This is a genomic window from Pantoea sp. X-Soil-MYKO-1785, assembly GCF_059730675.1.
This window is the reverse complement of record NZ_AP036000.1, coordinates 94,593-117,416: the sequence shown is the minus strand read 5'-3', so window position 1 is coordinate 117,416 and position 22,824 is coordinate 94,593. Positions and strand designations below refer to the sequence as shown.

General features: G+C 55.3%; 19 protein-coding genes, 1 tRNA gene and 3 other RNA genes. 7 read left to right on the top strand and 16 right to left on the bottom strand.

Going from position 1 to position 22,824, the window contains the following annotated elements:
* Window positions 1-51: 51 nt before the first annotated feature.
* From bcsQ to AC6I8D_RS00475, 14 genes are all read right to left on the bottom strand, one after another.
* Window positions 52-855, bottom strand: coding sequence for a cellulose biosynthesis protein BcsQ (gene bcsQ, locus AC6I8D_RS00540; RefSeq protein ID WP_312054804.1), 804 nt, complete (start codon window positions 853-855; stop codon window positions 52-54).
* Window positions 846-1,472 carry a cellulose biosynthesis protein BcsO gene (bcsO, locus tag AC6I8D_RS00535; RefSeq protein WP_497819507.1) on the bottom strand — a complete coding sequence of 209 codons (627 nt, stop codon included), beginning with the start codon at window positions 1,470-1,472 and terminating at the stop codon, window positions 846-848. The genes bcsQ and bcsO overlap by 10 nt, the downstream gene beginning before the upstream one ends.
* 502 nt (window positions 1,473-1,974) lie before the next feature.
* Complete coding sequence (gene dppF / locus AC6I8D_RS00530; protein WP_312054808.1) at window positions 1,975-2,997, bottom strand: dipeptide ABC transporter ATP-binding subunit DppF; 1,023 nt, start codon at window positions 2,995-2,997, stop codon at window positions 1,975-1,977.
* A complete protein-coding gene (gene dppD / locus AC6I8D_RS00525) occupies window positions 2,987-3,973 on the bottom strand; it encodes a dipeptide ABC transporter ATP-binding protein (RefSeq protein WP_312759212.1) in 987 nt (328 codons plus the stop codon). Before dppD ends, dppF begins: the two co-directional genes overlap by 11 nt.
* Before the next feature lie 12 nt (window positions 3,974-3,985).
* Window positions 3,986-4,888: a dipeptide ABC transporter permease DppC gene (dppC, locus tag AC6I8D_RS00520; protein WP_094120946.1), complete on the bottom strand. Its 903-nt coding sequence runs from the start codon at window positions 4,886-4,888 to the stop codon at window positions 3,986-3,988.
* A 9-nt stretch (window positions 4,889-4,897) separates the two neighbouring features.
* The gene (dppB, locus tag AC6I8D_RS00515; RefSeq protein ID WP_312054812.1) at window positions 4,898-5,917 is read right to left on the bottom strand and encodes a dipeptide ABC transporter permease DppB; all 1,020 of its coding nucleotides are present in this window, start codon (window positions 5,915-5,917) and stop codon (window positions 4,898-4,900) included.
* Window positions 5,918-6,088: 171 nt separating this feature from the next.
* Window positions 6,089-7,699: a dipeptide ABC transporter periplasmic-binding protein DppA gene (dppA, locus tag AC6I8D_RS00510; protein ID WP_312054814.1), complete on the bottom strand. Its 1,611-nt coding sequence runs from the start codon at window positions 7,697-7,699 to the stop codon at window positions 6,089-6,091.
* 1,349 nt (window positions 7,700-9,048) lie between these two features.
* A non-coding RNA gene (locus AC6I8D_RS00505) (RtT sRNA) lies at window positions 9,049-9,177 on the bottom strand.
* Between the two features lie 34 nt (window positions 9,178-9,211).
* Window positions 9,212-9,340: non-coding RNA, RtT sRNA (locus tag AC6I8D_RS00500), on the bottom strand.
* A gap of 34 nt (window positions 9,341-9,374) precedes the next feature.
* A non-coding RNA gene (locus tag AC6I8D_RS00495) (RtT sRNA) lies at window positions 9,375-9,503 on the bottom strand.
* Between the two features lie 34 nt (window positions 9,504-9,537).
* Window positions 9,538-9,614: transfer RNA gene (locus AC6I8D_RS00490), tRNA-Pro, on the bottom strand.
* A 126-nt stretch (window positions 9,615-9,740) separates the two neighbouring features.
* The gene (gene eptB, locus AC6I8D_RS00485) at window positions 9,741-11,432 is read right to left on the bottom strand and encodes a kdo(2)-lipid A phosphoethanolamine 7''-transferase (RefSeq protein ID WP_312054816.1); all 1,692 of its coding nucleotides are present in this window, start codon (window positions 11,430-11,432) and stop codon (window positions 9,741-9,743) included.
* Between the two features lie 327 nt (window positions 11,433-11,759).
* Window positions 11,760-12,188: an organic hydroperoxide resistance protein gene (locus AC6I8D_RS00480; protein WP_031375563.1), complete on the bottom strand. Its 429-nt coding sequence runs from the start codon at window positions 12,186-12,188 to the stop codon at window positions 11,760-11,762.
* Window positions 12,189-12,283: 95 nt separating this feature from the next.
* Window positions 12,284-12,748 (bottom strand): MarR family winged helix-turn-helix transcriptional regulator, encoded by a 465-nt coding sequence (locus tag AC6I8D_RS00475; RefSeq protein WP_312054819.1) that lies wholly within the window; start codon window positions 12,746-12,748, stop codon window positions 12,284-12,286.
* Between the two features lie 63 nt (window positions 12,749-12,811).
* Between AC6I8D_RS00475 and AC6I8D_RS00470 the strand changes: the two genes are divergently transcribed.
* Window positions 12,812-13,405 carry an HD domain-containing protein gene (locus AC6I8D_RS00470; RefSeq protein ID WP_497819506.1) on the top strand — a complete coding sequence of 198 codons (594 nt, stop codon included), beginning with the start codon at window positions 12,812-12,814 and terminating at the stop codon, window positions 13,403-13,405.
* Between the two features lie 42 nt (window positions 13,406-13,447).
* Here AC6I8D_RS00470 and AC6I8D_RS00465 read toward each other — a convergent pair whose 3' ends face one another.
* Entirely contained in the window at window positions 13,448-13,741 is a 294-nt protein-coding gene (locus tag AC6I8D_RS00465; protein ID WP_031375566.1) for an HTH-type transcriptional regulator, read from the bottom strand.
* 724 nt (window positions 13,742-14,465) lie between these two features.
* Between AC6I8D_RS00465 and AC6I8D_RS00460 the strand changes: the two genes are divergently transcribed.
* The 6 genes from AC6I8D_RS00460 (at window position 14,466) to AC6I8D_RS00435 (ending at window position 21,726) form a co-directional block, all read left to right on the top strand.
* Window positions 14,466-16,064, top strand: coding sequence for a gamma-glutamyltransferase family protein (locus AC6I8D_RS00460; RefSeq protein WP_312759206.1), 1,599 nt, complete (start codon window positions 14,466-14,468; stop codon window positions 16,062-16,064).
* Between the two features lie 247 nt (window positions 16,065-16,311).
* Window positions 16,312-17,028 carry a DUF3053 domain-containing protein gene (locus AC6I8D_RS00455; RefSeq protein WP_312054825.1) on the top strand — a complete coding sequence of 239 codons (717 nt, stop codon included), beginning with the start codon at window positions 16,312-16,314 and terminating at the stop codon, window positions 17,026-17,028.
* 442 nt (window positions 17,029-17,470) lie between these two features.
* Window positions 17,471-19,405 carry a PTS mannitol transporter subunit IICBA gene (locus AC6I8D_RS00450; protein ID WP_312054827.1) on the top strand — a complete coding sequence of 645 codons (1,935 nt, stop codon included), beginning with the start codon at window positions 17,471-17,473 and terminating at the stop codon, window positions 19,403-19,405.
* 95 nt (window positions 19,406-19,500) lie between these two features.
* The gene (gene mtlD / locus AC6I8D_RS00445) at window positions 19,501-20,649 is read left to right on the top strand and encodes a mannitol-1-phosphate 5-dehydrogenase (protein ID WP_497819505.1); all 1,149 of its coding nucleotides are present in this window, start codon (window positions 19,501-19,503) and stop codon (window positions 20,647-20,649) included.
* A 64-nt stretch (window positions 20,650-20,713) separates the two neighbouring features.
* Window positions 20,714-21,259, top strand: coding sequence for a mannitol operon repressor MtlR (gene mtlR, locus AC6I8D_RS00440; RefSeq protein ID WP_312054831.1), 546 nt, complete (start codon window positions 20,714-20,716; stop codon window positions 21,257-21,259).
* A gap of 104 nt (window positions 21,260-21,363) precedes the next feature.
* Entirely contained in the window at window positions 21,364-21,726 is a 363-nt protein-coding gene (locus AC6I8D_RS00435; RefSeq protein WP_031375572.1) for a YibL family ribosome-associated protein, read from the top strand.
* An 8-nt stretch (window positions 21,727-21,734) separates the two neighbouring features.
* Here AC6I8D_RS00435 and AC6I8D_RS00430 read toward each other — a convergent pair whose 3' ends face one another.
* Window positions 21,735-22,697: a VirK/YbjX family protein gene (locus AC6I8D_RS00430; RefSeq protein WP_312054834.1), complete on the bottom strand. Its 963-nt coding sequence runs from the start codon at window positions 22,695-22,697 to the stop codon at window positions 21,735-21,737.
* Window positions 22,698-22,824: the final 127 nt, after the last annotated feature.

Sequence of the window (22,824 nt, the reverse complement as noted above, 5' to 3'; positions counted from 1 at the left end):
TTCACCCTGAGAAGAGCTGTTTTAATTCAATCACCTGTTCACGTCAGGTGATTAATATGGGTTAGTACGGATGGGAGCCTGAACTTCGCCGTTGCCGACGGTGATATTCAGAATGCTGCTGACACGTTTGGCAATCAGTTCAATATCAAAGGCCGCCGCAGACGCGGGACTAAAATCATACACAGACTGCTGGGAAGCATTCGCCTCACCCACGCTTTCGTCGCGGTGAACCACGCCGAGTAAATTATCGCCCAGTCGCTGTTGCATAAATGCCGTCACATCACGATTAATATTGCGACGGTTATCGCACTGGTTCAGGACGAAATAGTGACCCTGTTTATTATTGAGAGGTTTGCCGGTCATCCGGTTCTCCTCAATCTGCGGTAATAAAGAGACCGAGGCGGTATCCGCTAACATCACCACTAAATGCATATCGGCCAGCGCCGTCATTGCTTTAAGGGCCGGACCCGGACCGGGTGGAAAATCAGCCACGATCACCAGGCCAGGATAATTGAGCACCGTGTCGAGTCCGCGCTGAATAAAGTGCGGATCTTTCATCAGCTGTTCTTCAAAGCGCTCACGCTGCGGCTCGGTCACGTCGCCATAGGGCAGCACGAAGATATTGCCACCGGTGGTCAGAATCGACTGGCTCCAGTCCGCCTGCTCTTCCGAACGGGCCACAAATCCTCGCCCATCATGGAGCGGAACGCCAAAATGCAGACGCAGAGCATTCTGCACATCAAAATCAATTGCCAGAACTTTGCTACCGGAACGCGCCAGACTCCAGGCCAGGTTCGCCGCCAACGTGGTTTTCCCTACTCCCCCTTTCGGCGAGCACACACAAACTAACGGCATAGCGCAATCTTCTCCAGTAACGGTTTCAGTAAGGTCTCTTTTGGCAGATTAACCGGTTCGCCGCCGCGTGAGCGGAACAAGGCACCAAAACGTCCCGGTTCGGCGCGGTTCGCCGCCTCAGACGAGGCGAACGCCGTCGGTGGGTTTGCCGCCCCAGACGAGGTGAACGCAGTCGGTGGGTTTGCCACCGCCGCGGGCTGAACAGCAGCAGGACGCAGCGTTGCCACCGGCTCTGTCGGTTTTAGCAAGGGCGGCGGGAACAGCGATGAAGAACCTGCTTCAGCGGTCACGTTTGTTGCGGCTGCACTGCCCGCCAGACTGTCCAGAATCGAGCCGCGGGCTGCCGTTGCCGGTTGCGCACTGAGGGTCGACTGACGCGGCAGAGCGGCAGGAGCCGGGGCGCTGAATTCATCACCGCGTAGCGGCTGAGGCTGAGGCAAATCGATACGCTGACCGCCGCCAAGGGCATTCTGCTGGGCATCACTCGCCAGCTGACGAATCAATGACCATTTACTGTGTTCCGCCGCTTCCTGCGTCTGGCCAGACATATCTTTAAAGGCGATGTCGAGCGTTTGCGTCTTCTCTTTAAAACGCTGCAAATCGTCGTAATTCTTCATTGATCATGGCCTGCAACAAGGGGGGAATTTTCCTGGAATATAGCACATTCGCTTAAACTCAGTGAGAAAAACCTGATTACAAAAACAGCGAATTCAATAAAATAGTTTAATCAGAAAGATTCGATAAGAGCCGAAAAAGGGCGATGTTGACTGCTTTTGCCCTGAAATTAATAAGTGTGATTTAAGTTAAATTGATTAGCAATATTTTAACATTCAGCTACCGAAGGAGGCGAGTGTAACGGCTGGCACAGCCAGCAGAGACAAGATGAGAATAATCCCTGTCAATGACTAAGGTTGCCCGGCGACTTAACCCGCAGCTGTCAGCGTGAAATGGCCGTCAGACGTTGAGAATATTTACCGGTTTTTGCTGCAATGATCAGCGACCGGGTCACTGATTAATCAGGATAATGAAAAAGGACAGCGGAGGAAGGTAAGCGACACCCGGATGTGCGCTGAGCGGGACGCGTCAGTAAAAAAGGCTCCTGCAGGAGCCTTCTTATCTTTAACCGACTTTTTCTGCCGCGCCGACCGGCTGATTTTCATCCTGGTCGACGGCGAAGCAGGCGATCTGCTGGCCACCGTAGCTTTTCAGCTTCGGTTGCAGCTGAACGCAGGTGCCAAAGCGCCGGCGGCAGCGCGCGTTGAAGGCGCAGCCCGGTGGCGGACTGAGCGGACTCGGCAGTTCGCCGGTCAGCTTAATCCGCTCACGGCGGTCATCCGGATTCAGACGCGGCGTGGCCGACAGCAGAGCCTGGGTGTACGGATGGCGTGGATTAGCAAAAATTGCCTCTTTGCTGCCCTTTTCAACGCAGCGCCCGAGGTACATCACCATCACTTCATCCGCAATGTGCTCCACCACCGACAAATCGTGCGAGATAAAGACGTAGGAAAGTCCCATATCCTGCTGCAGATCCATCATCAGGTTCAGCACCTGGGCACGCACCGAGACGTCGAGCGCTGAAACCGGCTCATCGGCAATCAGCACGTCCGGATCAAGCATCAGCCCGCGGGCAATCGCAATACGCTGGCGCTGTCCCCCGGAGAACATGTGGGGATAGCGATCGTAGTGCTCGGTCTTCAGGCCCACTTTCGCCATCATCTCCAGCGTCTTCTCGCGGCGCTCGGCTTTGGTCAGCGTGGTATTGATGATCAGCGGCTCTTCCAGAATCTGACTCACTTTCTTGCGCGGATTCAGTGAGCCATAGGGATTCTGAAAGACGATCTGAATTTTCTGACGACGCAGTTTCTGTGCCTGCGGATCGTGCTTCAGCAGATCCTGACCATGCCAGTAAAGCTGCCCTTCGGTCGGGGTTTCGATCATCGTCAGCAGGCGGCCAAGGGTGGACTTTCCACATCCTGACTCACCGACTACCGCCAGCGTTTTGCCGCGCTCCAGATTAAACGAGACGCCATCCAGCGCTTTTACCAGACGTTCCTGACCAAACAACCCTTTCTTCACCGGGTAGTGCTTTTTCAGATCGATCGCCTGTAATAAATACTCATGCTTAGTTGTTTCATGACTCATAAGTCGGTCTCCCGGCATCGTCCAGCGGATAGTGACACTTGGACTGGCGGCCTGGAATGGTGCGCAGTTCCGGTTCTACCTTACGACAATGATCAGTGGCATAAGGACAGCGTGGGTTGAGCAGGCAGCCAACCGGGCGATCGTATTTGCCCGGTACCACGCCCGGCAGCGAGGCCAGACGGGCTTTATCGGCAGCAAACTCCGGCAGAGCACGCAGCAGCGCCTGGGTGTAAGGATGGCGCGGTGCCTTAAAGATATCAGTCGCTTTGCCGCTCTCCACCACCTGTCCGGCATACATCACAATAATGTGGTGCGCTGCTTCGGCCACTAACGCCAGATCGTGGGTGATCAGGATCAGCGCCATGTTCTCCTGCTGCTGTAACTCCAGCAGCAGTTCAATGATCTGCGCCTGAATAGTCACGTCGAGCGCGGTGGTGGGCTCATCGGCAATCAGCAGCTTCGGACGGCAGGCAATCGCCATGGCGATCATGACACGCTGGCTCATCCCGCCCGACAGCTGGTGCGGATAAACATCCAGTCGCGACGCCGGATCGGGGATGCCCACCTGATTCAGCAGGTCGATTGCCCGCTGACGCCGGGTACGCTTGTTGCCGCCCTGATGCACTTTGATCGCTTCCATGATCTGGAAGCCCACGGTGTAACAGGGGTTGAGGCTGGTCATTGGGTCCTGAAAAATCATCGCCACTTCCGCGCCCACCAGCTGGCGGCGCTCTTTTTCGGAGATGCGTTTCAGGTCGCGCTGGTTGAACTCCAGCTTTTCCGCCATCACTTTGCCCGGGAAATCGATCAGTCCCATAATCGCCAGCGAGCTGACCGATTTACCGGAGCCGGACTCGCCGACAATGCCGACCACCTGGCCCTGCTCCACCTGATAACTGATGCGGTCAACCGCCCGGAACGGTGCCTTTTCGTCGCCGAAATGCACCGACAGTTTGTCTACATTTAATAACGCCATCTCGGTGCCTCTTTACTGCTTGAGTTTCGGGTCGAGTGCATCACGCAAACCATCGCCCATCAGGTTAAATGCCAGCACGGTAAGCAGAATGACTAATCCAGGGAACGTCACCACCCACCAGGCACTTTGCGCATACTGCAACACGTCGGAGAGCATGGTGCCCCACTCCGGGGTTGGCGGTTGCGCACCCATACCGAGAAAGCCCAACGCCGCCATATCCAGAATGGCGTTGGAGAAACCTAACGACGCCTGCACGATCAACGGCGCAAGACAGTTAGGCAGAATATTAACGAACATCTGACGCAGCATACCGGCCCCGGCGACGCTGGAGGCGGTCACGTAGTCGCGGTTTACCTCCACCAGTACCGCGGCACGGGTCAGTCGAATGTAGTGCGGCAGCGCGACAAACGTCAGGGCGATAGAGGCGTTAACGATCGAGGGACCGAAAATGGCCACCAGCACCAGCGCCAGCAGCAGGCTCGGCAGCGCCAGCATGATATCGACCAGGCGCATAATGGTGGCATCCACCACGCCGCCGAGGTAACCGGCCAGCAGACCGAAGATCACCCCGAAAATCAGCGACAGCACTACCACCAGACAGCCGACCAGCAGCGACAGTCGCGCGCCGTACATCAGACGCGACAGCACATCACGGCCAACATCATCGGTGCCGAGAATGTAGCTCCAGCTTCCACCTTCCTGCCAGACCGGCGGATGCAGCAGCGCATCGCGGAACTGTTCCGCCGGCGCATGGGGCGCCAGCAGATCGGCGAACACCGCCACCAGCAGCATAATAATGATGTACGCCAGGCCCACCACGGCGCCTTTATTGCGTTTAAAATAGTGCCAGAATTCCTGAAACGGGGTCATCGGCTTGGGTGCAGCGGTTACGCTGGCGGGATCAACAACAGACATGATGCCCCCTTATTTCTTATGACGTATGCGCGGGTTAACCACGCCATACAGCAGATCAACCAGCAGGTTGACCAGGATAATCAGTACCGCCGTCAGCAGCACCCCGCCCTGCACCACCGGATAATCACGGCGTTGCAGCGCTTCGATCAGCCAGCGACCCAGACCCGGCCACGAGAAGATGGTTTCGGTCAGGATCGCGCCGGCCAGTAAGGTTCCGACCTGCAGACCGATGACGGTCACCACCGGCAGCATGGCGTTACGCAACGCATGCACCACGATAACCCGCATCCGCGTCAGGCCTTTGGCGCGTGCCGTACGGATGTAATCTTCACCCAGCACTTCCAGCATCGCCGAGCGCGTCATACGCACAATCACCGCCAGCGGGATGGTGCCAAGCACGATAGCGGGCAAAATCATGTGCATCACCGCATCGTGGAAATCACCCGCCTCGCCCCAGAAAAAGGTGTCGATCAGCATGAAGCCGGTCAGTGGCATGGTGTCATCAAGGAATACGGTGTCGCCGACGCGGCCGGAAACCGGCGTCAGGTTGAACTGCACCGAGACCAGCATGATCAGCATGATGCCCCACCAGAAGATCGGCATCGAGTAGCCGGTCAGTGAGATGCCGACCGCGGTGTGATCGAAGATCGAGCCACGTTTAACCGCCGCCATCACCCCAACCGGGATACCGACCGCGACCGCAAACAGCATCGCGCAGACACCCAGTTCCAGCGTGGCTTTAAAGCGCGGCACAAATTCATCCCATACCGGGATGCGGCTCTTGAGTGAAATGCCGAGATCGCCATGTAATACGCCGTTAATGTAGTTCAGGTACTGTTTCCACAGCGGTTGATCCAGGCCTAACAGCGCCATTAACTGCGCGTGACGTTCAGGGGAAATACCGCGTTCGCCCGCCATGATCAGCACCGGATCGCCGGGGATCATGTGAACAAATGCGAAAGTGAGTAATGTAATACCGATAAACGTTGGGATGACAAGGCCCAAACGTCGGAGTATGAACTGCAGCATAATCCGGGTTCTCTCTTGTCCGCGCGACCGTCGCCGCGAGGGTAGTTATTGCTTACATCTGACGATCGGGTAGGCCCGACCGCGACGCAGCCAGGCTGCGCCTCTACCGTTTCCAGTAAAACAGGGAGATAAAGCCGGAGCGACGCGTAGCCGCTCCGGAAAAGGCAACAATTATTCCTGAATGTCTACCTGGGCAAAGTAGTGTCCGCCAAGCGGATCGACTTTGTAGCCGGAGACTTTCTTGCTGACCGGTTCGTAGACCGTTGAGTGCGCGATCATCAGCGCCGGTGCCTGGTCATGCATTACAACCTGTGCCTGCTTGTAGTACTCGATGCGCCTGGCCTGGTCGGCGGTGGCGCGTGCTGGCTGAATCTGATCCTCAAAGGATTTATCGCACCAGCGCGAGTAGTTAGAGCCATCTTTGGCCGCTGAACAGCTGAACAGGGTGGCGAGGAAGTTATCCGGATCCCCATTATCACCGGTCCAGCCCATCATTACGGTCTGGTGTTCGCCGGCTTTGGCACGCTTCAGATATTCGCCCCACTCATAGGTCACAATCTTGGCTTTCACACCAATCTTCGCCCAGTCGGACTGAATCATCTCCGCCATACGGCGCGCGTTCGGGTTGTAAGGACGCTGTACCGGCATCGCCCACAGGTCGATGGAGAAGCCGTCAGCCATGCCTGCTTCTTTCAGCAGCGCTTTGGCTTTTTCAGGATCATAGGTGTAGTCCTTAACGGCGTCGTTGTAACCCCACATCGTTGGCGGGATCAGGTTTTTAGCCGTCTGGCCTGCACCCTGATAAACGGCATCAATGATTGCCTGCTTGTTCACCGCCATGGTCAGGGCCTGACGTACTTTCAGGTTATCCAGCGGTTTTTTCTCAACGTTATATGACAGATAGCCGACGTTCAGGCCAGCCTGCTCATACAGGTTGATGTTTTTATCCTGCTTCATGCGCGCAATGTCAGCCGGGTTTGGATACGGCATGACCTGACATTCGCCCTTTTGCAGTTTGGCGTAACGCACAGAAGCATCCGGCGTAATGGAGAAGACTAACCGATCGATTTTCGGTTTGGTGCCCCAGTAGTCCGGGTTGGCTTTATACAGAATGCGCGAATCTTTCTGGTACTGCAGCAGCTGGAACGGGCCGGTACCGACCGGATTCAGGTCGACTTTTTGCGGTGAGCCAGCTTTCAGCATGTTGTCCGCGTACTCTTTCGACAAAATAGAGGCGAAGTCCATGCCGAGATCCGCAAGGAACGGTGCTTCAGGACGGGTCAGCACAAAGCGCACGGTATGATCGTCCACTTTTTCAATTTTGCTGATCAGCTTCGGCATATCCATGCCTTCGAAATATTCGTAGCTGCCGCCGGAGACGCCATGGTAGGCGTTGTTTTTATCCAGCTGGCGTTCAAAGGTGAACACCACATCATCCGCGTTAAATTCGCGCGTCGGTTTGAAATCTTTGGTGGTCTGCCACTTCACGCCTTTGCGCAGGTGGAAGGTGTAGGTTTTGCCGTCTTCGCTGACATCCCACTTCTCGGCCAGTGCCGGGTGCAGTTCAGTGGTGCCGATGGTGAACTCAACCAGACGGTTATAAATCTGGCGTGAGCTGGCGTCGTAAGTGGTACCCGAGGTGAACAACTGCGGGTTAAAGCCTTCCGGAGAACCTTCTGAACAGTAAACCAGGGTTTTTGCCTGAACACCGGCGGCGACAGTCATAGCAATCAGGCTCAGACCGACCTTCAGCATCCCGGATTTAGCCAGGGAGTTGATCATGCTTTTGCTCCATTGTGATGTGATGTTGTGTGCATTGCCCGACCTCTGGTTTTTTTATGCGGTTCAGGCGTACCACCGAACGGGTGGCTAAAGCGCGTCAGGTTTTTTTATGTTTTTCCGGGTGCCGTAGAAGCGGTCGGAAAATTCCGTAACTGCACTTTATTGACGCATCAATTTGTCAACAGTTGCAATGAACGTCAATACAACGGTTAGTTATTTACACAGAGTGTGAGGGATAGCAAGCAACGGTAAAAAAAACCCTTTTCGGCTAAAAGCCATACAAAGCACAGTGTCACTGGCGTAACGTCCGGACTTTCTGCTGGATAGGCAGTTTGTCGCTAGTGATTCTCACCGCTAAAAAACTTAAAACTTTTACCGGCAAATGTTGAATAACTGAACGATTCACCGTGCGTTATGACGTTCAGCCAGCGGAATATGCTGGCATTGAGGCATAAGAAATCAGCAACTTGCCGCTTTCGGTCATAAGAAGAACGTGTCACGAATTATCCCTGCGTCGCAGATGTAGCAAGGCCTGCCGACCGGAAAAGCGGATTAATCCCGGCTGAAAAGCAGATAGCGTTACGGAAGCCTGTTATTGGAACTTTCTGGAAGATTGCAAAAAAGAACAGCCAGCGAAGGAAAGCGGGGAAAGCGTAAAGAAGAAGAGAGTGGCCCGATTCGTTACAGGCTGCTGCCTGCAGAGTAAACACGGTCAGACTTACCCTGATTAGGGTTCGTCAGCCGTCTATCGCCCTGCCGGACGTAAAGCGAAGGGAGCCTACGCCGGTAGCAAAGCATAGCGGGTCAGGGATGGCCCGCGCTGAGCCTGCCAGGGAAGGCGTCTTTTGCGTCTTTGCGCAAGGCGTCTGCTCCCTGAAGCCTGACTGGCGTTGAAACCGGGACTGCTCAGGGAACACTGCCGGATCGGAAAGACGCTAAAGCCAATCCCTGGCCGCCTGGTACTGCTCCGGACATAAAGCAAAGGGAGCCTACGCCGGTAGCTAAGCATAGCGGGTCAGGGATGGCCCGCGCTGAGCCGGTCAGGGAAGGCGTCTTTGCGCAAGACGTATGCTCCCTGAAGCCTGACTGGCGTTGAAACCGGGACTGCTCAGGGAACACTGCCGGATCGGAAAGACGCTAAAGCCAATCCCTGGCCGCTCGGCCCACGCCGTCCATGCCGCGGGCCGCTTTCCTCTTCTGCCCGTGTTCCCGGCGCCTTGAGCTTATTCGTTGCGGCCAGATTCACCCTGACTGGGCCAATCAGCAGGCTCAAACCTCCTTCGGAGGTCCTCATCCTCTTTAGCTACAGACGAAAAAAAACCTGTCTTTTTAGACAGGTTTCTTAAATATGGTCGGCGAGAGAGGATTACCTGGCTCTGCGAGCCTGCCCTCCGGGCCGTTGCTGAAGCAACGTTGTCTCGCTGCGCTCGGCTCAAACCTCCTTCGGAGGTCCTCATCCTCTTTAGCTACAGACGAAAAAAAACCTGTCTTTTCAGACAGGTTTCTTAAATATGGTCGGCGAGAGAGGATTACCTGGCTCTGCGAGCCTGCCCTCCGGGCCGTTGCTGAAGCAACGTTGTCTCGCTGCGCTCGGCTCAAACCTCCTTCGGAGGTCCTCATCCTCTTTAGCTACAGACGAAAAAAAACCTGTCTTTTCAGACAGGTTTCTTAAATATGGTCGGCGAGAGAGGATTACCTGGCTCTGCGAGCCTGCCCTCCGGGCCGTTGCTGAAGCAACGTTGTCTCGCTGCGCTCGGCTCAAACCTCCTTCGGAGGTCCTCATCCTCTTTAGCTACAGACGAAAAAAAACCTGTCTTTTCAGACAGGTTTCTTAAATATGGTCGGCGAGAGAGGATTCGAACCTCCGACCCACTGGTCCCAAACCAGTTGCGCTACCAAGCTGCGCTACTCGCCGATGGGGGCGCATGTTACTGCGACCCCCGATCAGCGTCAACCGCTTTTTGCGCTTTTGCCGCCGATCGCCTGGAAAGCGCGCGGTTACTGACAATCCCGCGCCCTTTCCACCAATTCGGCGTTGTTATTACAGCGGTTTCGCCGGGCTGGTCGCCGGAGCCTGACACCAGTTATTGGCCGGATTAATCCCGCCATCTGGCGAGGTGTAACCCAGACAACCAAGAATGGTATCAAACAACTCTACGTGGCGATGGGTTTTGCCGACGCGCTGCTGCGCCTGCAAACGCTCAAAGTTGCTGCGGTTCTGGCTGTCGGCAAGATACTTATCAGACGCCCACACCATCATCGGAACGCGGAACTGCTCCGGCGGAGCCATCTCACGTGGAGTACCGTGCAGGTGCATATTTTCGCTAATCGACTCACCGTGGTCAGCAGCATAGAAGACAATCGCCTTCTTATCACGCAGCTGATCCAGCACGCTGTCGAGCATGCTATCGACATACAGCACCGAGTTGTCATAGGCATTAATCAACTGCGCTTTGCTGCAGGTCTCATCAACCCCCATACATTCCGGCTGGTACTTCGCAAAACTGCGCGGGTAACGCTGAGAATAGAGATAGTGCGACCCCTTAGTGTGCAGCACGACCAGATGCTTGCCTTTCGGGAAGCGATCCAGCGACGCCTTCATCTCAGGCACCAGCAGCATGTCATCGACCGCTTTACCCTGGTTACGCTTCTCTGAACCAATCTGCTCACGGAAAGCAAAGTTATTGGCGTTGATGTTGTCGTAAAACCACACCTCACTCTGCATCGCAAACAGCTCAGAGGTAAAGCCCAGCTCTTTCATCACCGCAAACACGTTTTGCTCTTTCAGCGTACGGCCGGGGTTATCCATGGTGCCGCCTTCGCGCACGAACATGCAGCGCAGCGACAGTTTGGTGGCGGTATCACAGGATTCACCGCGGAACGCGACCAGGTTTTTCTCTTTAGAGAGCTTCGGCGTGGTATCACGTTCGTAGCCGAGCATGCCCATGTGATCCCAGCGGGTGGTTTCACCAATCACAAACACCACATAGGTATCATCCAGCCCGGCAGGCGCGACGTAGGTAAATTTCTTCGCCGGATCGAGCAGTTCCTCGCTATTCAGCGACTCATCTATGCGGGTCCAGGCAAACAGCCCCACCGCCGCCAGCCAGTTAGATGGCAGATAAGAGTGCGCCACCACACCGCCGTAGCTCGGCAGATCGATGTTGGTGATCTCTTCATTATTCTTCTGCAGCTTGTCGAAAAACCGAATTGGCAGCCAGACCAGCGCCACGCAGACCAGCATAATCAGGGTCGGCTTCAGGCGTTGCCCCGGCGTACGCAGCTGTTCATTCAGCGTCATACTCAGTTTGTTTCGCCAGATCATTAACAGCGGCAGCGCGCTAACCAGCACCATCCACAGCACGAAGTGATAGCCAATCACCTCTTTCGACAGGTCGGTATCGGTGGTCATCACCGATGCCACAATGCCGTAGCCAATCACGACGTTAAAAAATGCCATGTAATAGGCAGCGGCAACAGAAATCAGCACGATAAGCGTGGCGAGCACCCGATAAAACCACTTTCCACCCAGCGACAACAGCCGCATCAGGAAGAAAGTCAGCAGCACAATTGCCACCACTTCGGTCACGGCAGTTAGCCAGTTGGTCACCGTCGATTTCGTCAGGAAACCGTCAAAACGGCGATAAAAAATCGGTAAATTCAATAATATACCGAGATAGAGCGCGAGCAGTAGCGACAACTTTTGCTGCGTTAAGGTTTTAATATAATTCATGAAAAATGGAGTTTCCCCGGAATGATGCGCTTTACCAAATCTTTAATGTGACTACCGAAACGCGGCAGAGTTCGCTGAATAAGCGGACCGGACCCGATGAAGGAGAATTCTGAACGGATTTCAGGCTATAACGCGAGGTGGCCCAGTAAAACATGGCAACACCCGATAGACCAGAAAATAATCTTTGTCGAGCCGATTAGCACATTTTTTGTGCAAACGGTATTGCCGGTCGGATCCCGACTGAGGCAAACAAGGCAGAAGTGCGGGATAAGGCGTGGCGGGCGGACGGAAGAGAGAGCGGGCCAGCATAGCTGGCCCGCGGTACGCTTAGCGAATGATATTCAGCGTCACGTCAATGTTATTGCGGGTTGCGTTTGAGTAAGGGCAAACGATATGTGCAGCATCAACCAGCTTCTGCGCTTCGGCTTCATCCATCTCTGGCAGGTGAATGTTCAGGGTCGCTTCGATACCAAAGCCATTCGGGATTGGGCCGATACCCACTTCACCTTCAATCCACGCCTCTTTCGGCATCGCGATTTTGTCACGGCCAGCGACAAATTTCATTGCGCCCAGGAAGCAGGCTGAATAGCCCGCAGCGAACAGCTGCTCAGGGTTAGTCACTTCACCACCTGCGCCGCCCATCTCTTTTGGTACGCCCAGCTTCACGTCCAGCACACCGTCAGAAGAGGTTGCACGGCCATCACGACCACCGGTTGCTTTGGCTTTTGCGCGGTAAACCACTTGTTCTAAAGACATGACATTTCTCCGTTACGCTATTTAATCGCTCACTACTTGTAACGCGGTAATGAGGCGGTGAGGTTCAACGGGCACGATACGCCCGTCAGTAAGATTTATCGTGATCGGTTGAGATTGTCGCGTAAGCCATCCAGCTGCACTTTCAGCGCCAGCAGCGCATCATCGTCGCAGGCGGTCGCGCATTTGACCGCTTCCGGAATAGATTCCGCCTTGCTGCGCAACGCCCGGCCAGCCTCGGTCAGCGTTACCGCCACCTGGCGCTCATCCTGGCGGGTGCGCTGACGCATAATCAGTCCGGCACTCTCCAGTCGCTTCAACAGCGGCGTCAGCGTGGCTGAATCCAGGAAAAGCTGCTCGCCAATCTCTGAAACCGTAAGATCGTCCTTCTGCCACAGCACCAGCATCACCAGATATTGCGGATAGGTAATGTCGAGTTGGGTCAGCAGCTGACGATAGACCTTATTCATCGCCAGATTAGCGGAATAAAGTGCAAAGCAGAGTTGCTGATCGACCAACAGTGGCATCGTTTTCACTTTTTTGTCATCTTGATCACTGTTCATGGTGGTAAATATAGATAGCGCGCTAGATAATTGCAAGCAAACTTTTTGAACAGGGGAAAACGCATGCAGGATTCACTGGAAGAACGCGCGCGACGCTACGCTACGCAGGCCCATGCCGATGCCGGCCAGCGCCGCAAATATACCGATGAACCGTATATTGTTCACCCGGCGGCAGTGGCGGAGCTGGTCCGCAGCGTCAGCGATGACGACGCTCTGCTGGCGGCGGCATGGCTTCATGATACGGTTGAAGATACGCCGACCACGCTGGCAGATATCGACACGCTGTTTGGTGCCCGCGTTGCCAGCCTGGTCGAGATGCTGACCGACAGCGCACCGGCGTCCGCAAAGAACCGGGCAGCGCGCAAGCTGGCGCACTTCCGGCATACCGCCAGCGCCAGTCCGGAGGCGCAAACCATCAAGCTGGCGGACATCATCGACAACACCCGAGCGATCGTGCGCTTCGATCCCCACTTCGCCCGCATCTACCTGGTGGAAAAACAGGTGCAGATTGACCTGCTGAAGCAGGGTAATGCGCAGCTCTGGCAGCAGGCCTTAACCATTATCGAATCGGGCATTGCCCAGTTGGGGCAGCCGCCTTATAACGTGCCGGACAGCTGGTTTGAGAAACAGGCGGCCAGATACCGTGAGCCAGGCTAAAAAAAAACCCGCCATGGCGGGTTCCTTTGGATTTTTTCTTCATTATTCCAGTAGCTGCCGACCCAGATAGGGGTTGGCATGCAACAGCTTCATTAATTTCTGAGCTGTCGCGGAAGGACGGGTACGTCGGGCTTCCCAACTTTTTACTGAAGAAACGCTTACGCCCATCACTTTTGCAAATTCATCAACCTGCATGCCGGTCATTTCGCGCAGACGCTGTGGCTCTGGCACGGCAGGTTGGCGTTGAATAGAGATCTCAGCGGGACGGTTGTCACGTGTCAATACAATCTGCTCAAGGCTGCTGAGCAATTCAAACATTGGGTCTTTTAATTCCATAGAGAACTCCTTAAAAACTCACTATGAAGCACGTGAAAGTAGAGAGGTACGAGTCTGAAGTCAGACTCTGAAACCGGGCCTGGTCAGGCTGTATCCCGCAAGGGTTTGTTTTTGTTATGAGAAAACCACTACGGGAAACAGCCTGCTGTGCACTGCTTGTAAACATGTCAGGTCAATGCAACAAATGCCGGGAAGCTAAGTATGGATAGAGACCTGACGATTTGCCGCGCAATTTATAATTATTTTTTTATCTTTTCTTAGCTGGAAAAGTTCCAGCGCCACTAAGTGTTTGAGGCTAATATCTTTTGTGCCTCAGCAAGCGGCAAAAAAATCAAATTATGTTTGGTAGTAATGTGGATGCCGTCATGCTTTCTGCCAGCATATTCTCGATTCTGTGAGGAAATACACTCCCTGCTGAACGAGTGCAAAATATACGCCAATGGCTCACTTCTTAAACATTTATATTCACTATGTTAATCAAATTAAGAATAGTCCTGGGCTGATATACCGCGCAGCCGCGGCGTGGCTCACATCCGTGAGCTAACAATTCTTTTACCCTGCCGTAACCTTTTTAGCGGCAGATGCAGCTTTCGCGCGCGGGTGCCTTATGCAGGTGCGTACGAGCGTTCTGCGTGAGCCAGTTGCGCTGTCGTGGTGCGCTGACGGACGGCAGCATTAAAGGGAGTGCTCTGCGGATGGGATCAATCAATCAAAAGGAACAGCGATGAGTGAAGTCGATTTCAATGTGAGTTATGCCTCCCATCGGGTGCCGATGATGGGGCGTAATGCCGTCGCCACCTCACAGCCGCTGGCGGCCCAGGCCGGCATTCGAATGCTGCAACAGGGCGGTAATGCGGTGGACGCCGCCATCGCCACCGCTATCGCGCTGACCGTGGTCGAGCCGACCGGCAACGGCATCGGCAGTGACGCCTTCGCCATTGTCTGGGATGGCCAGCAACTGCACGGCCTGAACGCCTCCGGGCGGGCGCCAGCCGCCTGGAGCCCGCAACGCTTTGCCGGACATCAGGTGATGCCGGAGATCGGCTGGGAGTCGGTCACGGTGCCGGGCGCCGTGTCAGCGTGGGTGGCGCTGGCACAACGCTTCGGCACGCTGCCGCTCACCACCTTAGCCCAGCCGGCGATTGACTATGCGCGTCACGGTTTCCCGGTTTCACCGCTGATTGGTCAGCTGTGGCAGCGCGGTTATGACAAGCTGCGGCAGCAGCCTGGCTTCAGCGACTGTTTTGCCCCGCAGGGCCGTCCGCCACGCATCGGTGAACTGTTTCGTAACCCGGCCCAGGCCAGCACCCTGCAGCAGATTGCTGACAGCCACGGGGAAAGCTTTTATCGCGGTGAACTGGCGCAGAAGATGGTGGCTTTTGCCCGCGAGCACGGTGCCGCCCTGACGCTGGACGATCTCAGCCAGCATCGCGCTGACTGGGTGAAGTTACTTTCTCGTCCGTTTGCCGGCGGATCGGTGCAGGAGCTGCCGCCTAACGGTCAGGGCATCGCCACCTTAATCGCGCTCGGCATCCTCGAAGAGTGGGACATTGGCCGTTATGCGCCCGATTCACCGCAGTGGCTGCATCTGTCAATTGAGGCGATGAAGCTGGCGCTGGTCGATCTGGCGCGCTACGTCAGCGATGAAGATCACCTTGAATTCCCGGCGGATCGGCTGCTGAGCGCGGACTATATTCGCCAGCGGGCCGCGTTAATCGATCCGTCGCAGGCGGGCGACTACGCGTTTGGTTCCCCGCAGCAAAGCGGCACGGTTTATCTCTCCACCGCCGATGCCAGCGGCATGATGGTGTCGTTTATTCAGTCTAACTATATGGGTTTTGGATCGGGCGTGGTGGTGCCGGATACCGGTATCAGCCTGCAAAACCGTGGCGCGGGATTTTCACTCGATCCGCATCATCCCAACGTGGTGGCGGGCGGCAAGCGACCGTTCCATACCATTATTCCCGCTTTCGCGCTGGATGGTCAGGGCCAGCCACTGATGTCGTTTGGTGTGATGGGCGGACCGATGCAGGCGCAGGGGCACCTGCAGCTGGCGCTGCGGATTATGCTGCATCGGCAAAACCCGCAGGCCGCGATTGATGCACCGCGCTGGCGGGTGGAACAGGGCCGTGAAGTGGTATTTGAATCGACTCTTGACCGCAATACCCTCAGCACTCTGCGCCGCATGGGCCACCAGGTGCTGCTGGAAGATCCGCTGAGCAACTATAACTTTGGCGGTGCCCAGGCGATTGTCCGCGATCCGCAGGGCTTCTATATCGCCGCCACCGAAAGCCGTAAAGATGGGCAGGCCGTGGTGTTCTGAGGCCGTCTTAGCGCGGCTGCAACGCGTTATGCTGCCGCTGGTCTGCGGTTGCGGAGGCGGGCGGACAACGGCCGTGATGACCACCACAACCTCATCGAATGTGTCGCGCATCCTGCCCGGCAGCAGACAACCGCGATCGGCTGCATATCAGTGATGGTTTCACATTGTGCCGCGACGCGGGTTTGTTCTATTCTTTAGGCCATTCTTACCTGGACATCAGCCAGTTTCACTGACAGGAGTTGAACGTATGGCTTTAGGACTCACACGCCTCTGGGCGCGCGGCGCGTTTTTAGTCGCTGGCGCGCTGATCGTGCTGCAACTCACCGCGTGCGGTGATAAAGAAGGCGAGCAGCGCAAAGCATTTATCGATTTTCTGCAGAATACCGTGATGCGCAGTGGCGAGCACCTGCCGAGCCTGAGCGAAAACCAAAAACAGAGTTTTGGCAATTTTGCCGGTGATTACGCCATCCTGTATGGCTTCTCGCAGCAGGCAAATAAAGCGGTCGATCAGGGTATGCGTCCGGTGGTGGATGAGCTTTCTGCCATTCGCGTGCCGCAGGACTACCTTAATCGTCGCGATTCGCTGCGCCAGGCAAACAGTGCGCTGGTGATTGTCACTCAACAGATTGAAAGCGCCAAAATGCAGGCGGACAGCAGCAAAGCGGCCCTGAAGCAGTCTGATGATCTGAAAAAAGTCTACGATACCGCCTACAACAAAGTGGTTACCGTGCCGGCGAATCAGCTTATTCCGCTGTTGCCACAGCTGCAGGCGCTGAGCCAGGCGGCGGTGCAGACCGGTGATTTCCTGCAAACCCAGGGCACCCGCGTCAGCTTTAACGATGGCGGCGTACAGTTCCCGACCCAGGAGCAGGCTTCGCAATATAACGCGCTGATGAGCACCTTATCCGCCAATGCCCAGGCGCTGACCCAGGCACAACGTGCCGTTCAGGGTGGTTTGCAGTAACCTCGTTTAGCGGCAGGCGTCGATCGCCTGCCCTTCTCTCTCTCCGTTTGATCCTTACTCTCCCCCTGCTTTCTGCTGGCCGGTCTAAAGTGTGATCGGGCGCATTTTTGACCAAAAATAGTTTGTGATCTAAGTCACATAGTTATAACAAACTGCCGCTTTCCAATTGTGACAATCGTCACAGATAAGCCAGTTTTGCGGTTAAAATTCCGCCACCTTAAGACTGTTCTTAGTTTGTTTTGTGATCTTAATCACTAAAAATACCCCCGCTACCACCAGCATTACGTGATCTGAATCACACTTATTTCGGCCGCTACGCAGCGTCATATTCGCGTGATAGAGTCCGGCTGCATACAGTAATACCATCGGCTGACTGCCGGGGTGGCTAAACAAAAACAAGCGCGCTCTCCTATTGCAGCGCGTCTCAATAAGGGGTGGGTTTATGTCCTCATCAGTGAAGGTCAAAGTACAGAGCTTTGGTCGCTTTCTGAGTAATATGGTGATGCCAAATATCGGGGCGTTTATCGCCTGGGGTATCATCACTGCACTGTTTATTCCAACGGGCTGGATTCCTAACGAAACGTTAGCCAAACTGGTTGGCCCGATGATCACCTATCTGCTGCCGCTGTTGATCGGCTTTACCGGTGGACGTCTGGTTGGCGGCGATCGCGGCGGCGTGGTCGGTGCTATCACCACCATGGGGGTGATTGTTGGTGCCGATATGCCGATGTTCCTCGGCTCAATGATTGCCGGTCCACTGGGCGGCTGGGCGATCAAATCGTTTGACCGGGTCGTCGACGGCAAAATCAAAAGCGGCTTCGAGATGCTGGTCAACAACTTCTCTGCCGGCATTATCGGTATGCTGCTGGCGCTGCTGGCGTTCCTGGCTATCGGTCCGCTGGTTGAAGGGTTGTCGCACATCCTCGCGGCGGGCGTAAACCTGATGGTGCAGAATAACCTGCTGCCATTAACCTCCATCTTCGTCGAACCGGCGAAAATCCTGTTCCTGAACAACGCCATTAATCACGGCATCTTCTCGCCACTCGGCATCCAGCAGGCGAGCGAAGCGGGCAAATCAATTTTCTTCCTGATTGAAGCCAACCCAGGTCCCGGCATGGGCGTGCTGATGGCGTACATGTTCTTTGGTCGTGGCAGTGCGAAACAGTCTGCGGGCGGCGCGGCGATTATCCACTTCCTCGGCGGCATCCATGAGATCTACTTCCCGTATGTACTGATGGCGCCGCGTCTGCTGCTGGCGGTGATCCTCGGCGGGATGACGGGCGTCTTTACCCTGACGCTGCTGAATGGCGGTCTGGTCTCCCCTGCTTCACCAGGTTCTATCCTCGCCGTGCTGGCGATGACGCCAAAAGGCGCTTACTTCGCCAATATCGCGGCGATCATCGCGGCATTCGCGGTTTCCTTCGTAGTCTCTGCCATCCTGCTGAAAACCAGCAAAGTGAAAGAAGATGACGATATCGAAGCCGCAACAAAACGCATGCAGGACATGAAAGCGCAGTCTAAAGGCCAGACTACCGCAGGCGCAGCGGTTGCCAGCGATGCAATGAGCGTTGAGCTGCACCACGTGCGTAAAATCATTGTGGCCTGTGATGCCGGCATGGGTTCCAGCGCCATGGGCGCAGGCGTACTGCGTAAGAAGGTGCAGGATGCCGGGTTAAGCAACGTGTCGGTAACCAACACCGCGATTAACGCCCTGCCGGGTGATGTCGACCTGGTGATTACCCACCGTGACCTGACCGAGCGTGCAATTCGTCAGGCGCCTCATGCGCAACATATCTCGCTGAATAACTTCCTCGACAGCGCGCTCTACAGCACCCTGACCGAGCGTCTGGTGGCGGCTAACCGCAGCGAAGTCCACCGTGAAACGGTGAAGACTGCACTGTCAGACAGCTACGACGAAGGCAACGCGCACCTGTTTAAACTGGGTGCGGACAACGTGTTCCTCGGCCTGAGCGCCAGCAATAAAGAGCAGGCGATTCGTTTTGCCGGCGAACAGCTGGTGAAGGGCGGTTACGTTGAGCCGGAGTATATTGACGCGATGCTGGCACGTGAAAAACTGACGTCAACCTACCTCGGTGAGTCGATTGCCGTACCGCACGGAACGGTTGAGGCGAAAGACCGGGTGCTGAAAACCGGCGTGGTATTCTGCCAGTATCCGGCAGGCGTGCAGTTCGGTGATGATGCGGAAGATGTGGCGCGGCTGGTTATCGGTATTGCTGCCCGCAATAACGAGCACATCCAGGTGATCACCAGCCTGACCAACGCGCTGGACGACGACAGCGTGATTGAAAAGCTGGCCAACACCACCAGCGTGCAGGACGTGCTGGATCTGCTGTCAGGCAAACCGGCTACCGCATAATTTAAACGGATTATCTTCCCTGGGGCGGTCAGGCCCGTCCCGATTCCTGGGGCGGGCGTGCCCGCCCCTTCGTCATTTGATATGGGTCAAAAATTATGAAAGCGTTACATTTCGGAGCAGGAAACATTGGTCGCGGCTTCATCGGTAAATTACTGGCGGATGCAGGTATCGAACTGGTTTTTGCTGATGTGAATCAGGTGGTGCTGGATGCACTCAACGCGCGTCATGAGTATCCCGTTCATGTGGTTGGCGAACAGGCTAAAGTGGAAACGGTAAAAGGCGTCAGCGCAGTGAACAGCACCAGCGATGAGATTATCACGCTGGTGTCAGAGGTTGATCTCGTTACCACGGCGGTTGGCCCGCAGATTCTGGAGCGCATCGCCGCCAGCGTCGCCAAAGGTCTGGCTAAGCGCAGCGACAACGGTAATCTCCGTCCGTTAAACATTATCGCCTGTGAAAATATGGTGCGCGGTACCAGCCAGCTGAAACAACATGTGCTGAAGGCACTGCCGCAGCAATATCACGCCTGGCTGGAGCAGCATGTCGGTTTTGTGGATTCCGCGGTCGATCGCATCGTGCCGCCTTCCGAAGCCGGCAGCACCGATCCGCTGGAAGTAACGGTAGAAACCTTCAGTGAATGGATTGTCGATAAAACCCAGTTCAAAGGCGATCTGCCGGCCATTCCGGGCATGGAGCTGACCGATAACCTGATGGCCTTCGTCGAGCGTAAACTTTTCACCCTGAATACCGGTCATGCCATCACCGCTTATCTTGGTCAGCTGGCGGGTCACCAGACTATCCGCGATGCGATCCTTGATGAAAAAGTGCGGGCGATTGTTAAAGGCGCGATGGAAGAGAGCGGAGCCGTGCTGATTAAGCGTTACGATTTTGACGCCGAAAAGCACGCGGCTTATATCCAGAAAATCCTCGGCCGGTTTGAAAATCCTTATCTGAAAGATGATGTTGAGCGGGTCGGCCGCCAGCCGTTACGTAAGCTGAGCGCGGGCGATCGCCTGATCAAGCCGACGCTGGGTACGCTGGAGTATGGCCTGCCGCACACCTGTCTGGTACAGGGCATTGCGGCCGCGATGCACTATCACAGCGATCAGGACCCGCAGGCTCAGGAGCTGGCTGCGCTGCTGGCAGAGAAAGGCCCACAGGCCACGCTGGCTGAAATTTCCGGGCTGGACGCCAACAGCGAAGTGGTGGCTTCTGTGGTGAGCGCCTGGCACGCTATGGCATAATGCGCGCGTGTTAGTGACGCAAGCCGGGCGCAGTTTGCCTGCGCCCAACGGCGGTATTGAACCTATGCAGGCAATAATGGAACAGAAGCAAGCTTTTGAGAACCGGGTGCTTGAGCGCCTGAACGCCGGTCGCTCGGTGAGAAGCTTTCTGATCGCCGCCGTTGAGCTATTGGCTGAAGCGGTCAATTTGCTGGTGCTGCAGGTGTTCCGCAAAGACGATTACGCCGTCAAATACGCGGTAGAACCGCTGCTGCTGGGCAATGGTCCGCTGGGCGAACTGTCGGTGCGCCTCAAGCTGATTTACGGACTCGGCGTCATCAGCCGGCACGAATATGAAGATTGTGAACTGCTGCTGGCGCTGCGCGAGGAACTGAATCATGACACCGGTGATTACCGCTTTACCGACGATGAGATCCTCGGGCCGTTTGGCGAGTTACACTGCGTGACCGCCTGGCCGCCAGCGCCGGTGTTTCACACCGAGGATGCAGAGCTGCGTAGCATGCAACAGCAGCGCTATCTGCAAATGGTGCGTTCCACCATGGTGCTGTCGCTCACCGAGCTGATCTCCCGCATCAGCCTGAAGCAGGCTTTCAAAAAGTCCGCCAATTAAATCTATCAGGTGCCCGACCGGCACCTGATATCGCTGTAACCTCACCGGGAATATGCGCCCGATTTGGTGTATCCTTTGCCTGTTTTCCTCAACGAGTTGTTGTCATGAAAGAGCAAGAAAAGAACGAAATCAAACGCCTCAGCGATCAGCTGGACGCCCTTAACCGCAAAGAGCCACAGTTACTTGAATCGGGTGATGTCGAGAAACTGGGCGCATTGCTGAAAGAAAAAGAGACGCTGGTCACGGAGATTGAGCGCCTGCGTAATCAGCGCGTCGAGAAGCTGAGTGCCGAAGCGCAGAAGCTGCAAAAGATGGGCTTCAGCCGCGAAATCACTAAGAAAGAGCAGGCGAACCTGGGCGCGCTGAAAAAAAGCGTGCGCGGCCTGGTGGTGGTGCATCCAATGACCGCGCTGGGACGTGAAATGGGTCTGCAGGCGATGACCGGCTTCGCTAAAACCGCGTTCTGAGTGGGCGATCAGGCGGCAGCCTGATCGATCCTGTGCTCGCCGGCGGCAGCATCAACCTGCTCCGCCAGCGCATCCAGCAGTTGGTAACGGCGGCGATACTCTGCACGCTTTTTGCTGGCAATCTCTTCCAGGGTTTTACGTGGCAGACTTAACGGCAGCGTAAACATCCCATCCCGGCGCGCCTCTCCGTTCAGCGACAGCCAGAATTCGCTATAGCTGGCAAAGAACTTATCTCCTTTACTGTGACGATAGCGCAAGCTACGGAAAACATGGGTTTCATCGCCGACCGCCAGAATATTTTCTACTCCACACTGCCGTGCCACAATAAACACCACCTCCATTAACAGGCGTTTCGGAAATAGACCGTGTGCCGCTTTAGTCGCCTCACGTATAATCTCATTGCTGATATGTTTACGCGGCCCCTGCAGTCCGCCAATTAATAAAGTGCGTTTTTTATGCTCGTTAATAATCGAGAACGAGAGCGAGGCAATAATTTCGCCGTTATAACGCAGCACCAGCGTCACTTCGCCCTCACGATCGAAATAACCCGAACTGCAGGAAAGTAAAAACGTCTCGTCATTTTTACCGTTCAGCGACGCCAGTAAATTATCACCGCTGCTTTGCAACAGCTGGCGTAACGCCGGATTCGGCAGATTATTCATCAGGGTATAGTGATCCAGAATCGCCTGTGCACGCGCCGCAATGCTGATGCCAGCCCGCAGATAAGGCCGGTGCAGCTTGGCGGGTAGCAGCCCCTGGGTGCTCATCAGCAGCCCGATTTGCGGTAAATGCGACAGCTGATGTAAATAACGCAGCGTTGTCAGCGGCGATATTAAGCTCCTTAACACAAATTTCAGCCGAAAACGCTTACTCAGCCAGAGCTTATTGGGGATATATTTACCACTGATTAACTGAAAAAATAGCGAAGCAGATGAATCAGTGCGGGTCGGATGAGTAGTTATAATTGACATAGTTAGCGACACACAGTTAGCAGGAATGTCACTGAGGATAAAACAACCATTATCAACGGCAGGTTAATGTGCCATAAGCTTAAAAAGCATCCCGCTTTAAACCGGCAATTTGTTTATTTTTGGTTTA

Coding starts and splice junctions, on each gene's coding strand:
- bcsQ (WP_312054804.1), bottom strand. CDS start 855: ATGCCGTTAGTTTGTGTGTGCTCGCCGAAAGGGGGAGTAGGGAAAACC.
- bcsO (WP_497819507.1), bottom strand. CDS start 1,472: ATGAAGAATTACGACGATTTGCAGCGTTTTAAAGAGAAGACGCAAACG.
- dppF (WP_312054808.1), bottom strand. CDS start 2,997: ATGAGTCATGAAACAACTAAGCATGAGTATTTATTACAGGCGATCGAT.
- dppD (WP_312759212.1), bottom strand. CDS start 3,973: ATGGCGTTATTAAATGTAGACAAACTGTCGGTGCATTTCGGCGACGAA.
- dppC (WP_094120946.1), bottom strand. CDS start 4,888: ATGTCTGTTGTTGATCCCGCCAGCGTAACCGCTGCACCCAAGCCGATG.
- dppB (WP_312054812.1), bottom strand. CDS start 5,917: ATGCTGCAGTTCATACTCCGACGTTTGGGCCTTGTCATCCCAACGTTT.
- dppA (WP_312054814.1), bottom strand. CDS start 7,699: ATGATCAACTCCCTGGCTAAATCCGGGATGCTGAAGGTCGGTCTGAGC.
- eptB (WP_312054816.1), bottom strand. CDS start 11,432: ATGAATTATATTAAAACCTTAACGCAGCAAAAGTTGTCGCTACTGCTC.
- AC6I8D_RS00480 (WP_031375563.1), bottom strand. CDS start 12,188: ATGTCTTTAGAACAAGTGGTTTACCGCGCAAAAGCCAAAGCAACCGGT.
- AC6I8D_RS00475 (WP_312054819.1), bottom strand. CDS start 12,748: ATGAACAGTGATCAAGATGACAAAAAAGTGAAAACGATGCCACTGTTG.
- AC6I8D_RS00470 (WP_497819506.1), top strand. CDS start 12,812: ATGCAGGATTCACTGGAAGAACGCGCGCGACGCTACGCTACGCAGGCC.
- AC6I8D_RS00465 (WP_031375566.1), bottom strand. CDS start 13,741: ATGGAATTAAAAGACCCAATGTTTGAATTGCTCAGCAGCCTTGAGCAG.
- AC6I8D_RS00460 (WP_312759206.1), top strand. CDS start 14,466: ATGAGTGAAGTCGATTTCAATGTGAGTTATGCCTCCCATCGGGTGCCG.
- AC6I8D_RS00455 (WP_312054825.1), top strand. CDS start 16,312: ATGGCTTTAGGACTCACACGCCTCTGGGCGCGCGGCGCGTTTTTAGTC.
- AC6I8D_RS00450 (WP_312054827.1), top strand. CDS start 17,471: ATGTCCTCATCAGTGAAGGTCAAAGTACAGAGCTTTGGTCGCTTTCTG.
- mtlD (WP_497819505.1), top strand. CDS start 19,501: ATGAAAGCGTTACATTTCGGAGCAGGAAACATTGGTCGCGGCTTCATC.
- mtlR (WP_312054831.1), top strand. CDS start 20,714: ATGCAGGCAATAATGGAACAGAAGCAAGCTTTTGAGAACCGGGTGCTT.
- AC6I8D_RS00435 (WP_031375572.1), top strand. CDS start 21,364: ATGAAAGAGCAAGAAAAGAACGAAATCAAACGCCTCAGCGATCAGCTG.
- AC6I8D_RS00430 (WP_312054834.1), bottom strand. CDS start 22,697: ATGTCAATTATAACTACTCATCCGACCCGCACTGATTCATCTGCTTCG.